The sequence below is a fragment of the Ligilactobacillus sp. UO.C109 genome (genome assembly GCF_026847815.1).
Classification (GTDB): domain Bacteria; phylum Bacillota; class Bacilli; order Lactobacillales; family Lactobacillaceae; genus Ligilactobacillus; species Ligilactobacillus salivarius.
In genome coordinates, this window is sequence record NZ_JAPSFH010000036.1 from 1 (window position 1) to 1717 (window position 1717).

At 41.1% G+C, this 1717-nt stretch carries 1 protein-coding gene; it reads right to left on the minus strand.

The features are described 5' to 3' along the window. Window positions 1–1717, minus strand: a 1717-nt coding sequence (locus OZJ21_RS09215; protein WP_268857727.1) for a hypothetical protein, incomplete at both ends; no start/stop codon positions are given.

Genomic DNA, 1717 nt, shown 5'->3' on the forward strand with positions numbered 1-1717 from the left:
GCACAAGCTCCTCACTAAGTGAAAGCTTAAGCACATCAAGCAGCTTGAGTGAATCCTTGAGTACAAGTTCATCCTTAAGTGAAAGCCTAAGCACATCAAGTTCGTTGAGTGAATCCTTGAGTACAAGTTCCTCACTAAGTGAAAGCTTAAGTACATCAAGCAGCTTGAGCGAATCCTTGAGTACAAGCTCATCCTTAAGCGAAAGCTTAAGTACGTCAAGTTCGTTGAGCGAATCCTTGAGCACAAGCTCCTCCTTGAGTGAAAGTTTAAGTACGTCAAGTTCGTTGAGCGAATCCTTGAGCACAAGCTCCTCCTTGAGTGAAAGCTTAAGTACATCAAGCAGCTTGAGTGAATCCTTGAGTACAAGTTCATCCTTAAGTGAAAGCTTAAGTACATCAAGTTCGTTGAGTGAATCCTTGAGTACAAGTTCATCCTTAAGCGAAAGCCTAAGCACATCAAGTTCGTTGAGTGAATCCTTGAGTACAAGCTCATCCTTAAGTGAAAGCTTAAGTACATCAAGCAGCTTGAGTGAATCCTTGAGTACAAGTTCATCCTTAAGTGAAAGCTTAAGTACATCAAGCAGCTTGAGTGAATCCTTGAGTACAAGTTTATCCTTAAGTGAAAGCCTAAGCACCTCAAGTTCGTTGAGTGAATCCTTGAGTACAAGTTCATCCTTGAGTGAAAGCTTAAGTACATCAAGTTCGTTGAGCGAATCCTTGAGCGAAAGCTTAAGTACATCAAGTTCGTTGAGTGAATCCTTGAGTACAAGCTCCTCACTAAGTGAAAGCTTAAGCACATCAAGTTCGTTGAGTGAATCCTTGAGCACAAGCTCATCCTTAAGTGAAAGTTTAAGTACATCAAGTTCCTTAAGTGAATCCTTGAGTACAAGTTCATCACTAAGTGAAAGCCTAAGCACATCAAGCAGCTTGAGTGAATCTTTGAGTACAAGCTCCTCCTTAAGTGAAAGCCTAAGTACATCAAGCAGCTTGAGTGAATCCTTGAGTACAAGCTCATCCTTAAGCGAAAGCTTAAGTACATCAAGTTCATTGAGTGAGTCCTTGAGTACAAGCTCCTCCTTAAGTGAAAGCTTAAGTACATCAAGCAGCTTGAGCGAATCCTTGAGTACAAGCTCATCCTTAAGCGAAAGCTTAAGTACATCAAGTTCATTGAGTGAATCCTTGAGTACAAGTTCATCCTTAAGTGAAAGCCTAAGTACATCAAGCAGCTTAAGTGAATCCTTGAGTACAAGTTCATCACTAAGTGAAAGCTTAAGTACATCAAGCAGCTTGAGCGAATCCTTGAGTACAAGTTCATCCTTGAGTGAAAGCTTAAGTACATCAAGCAGTTTGAGTACAAGCTCATCCTTAAGCGAAAGTCTAAGCACATCAAGTTCATTGAGTGAATCCTTGAGTACAAGTTCATCCTTGAGTGAAAGCTTAAGTACATCAAGCAGCTTGAGTGAATCCTTGAGTACAAGCTCATCCTTGAGTGAAAGCTTAAGTACATCAAGCAGCTTGAGCGAATCCTTGAGCACAAGCTCATCCTTGAGTGAAAGCTTAAGTACATCAAGTAGCTTGAGTGAATCCTTGAGTACAAGTTCCTCCTTGAGTGAAAGCCTAAGCACATCAAGCAGCTTGAGTGAATCCTTGAGTACAAGTTCCTCCTTGAGTGAAAGCTTAAGTACATCAAGCAGCTTGAGCGAATCCTTGAGTACAAG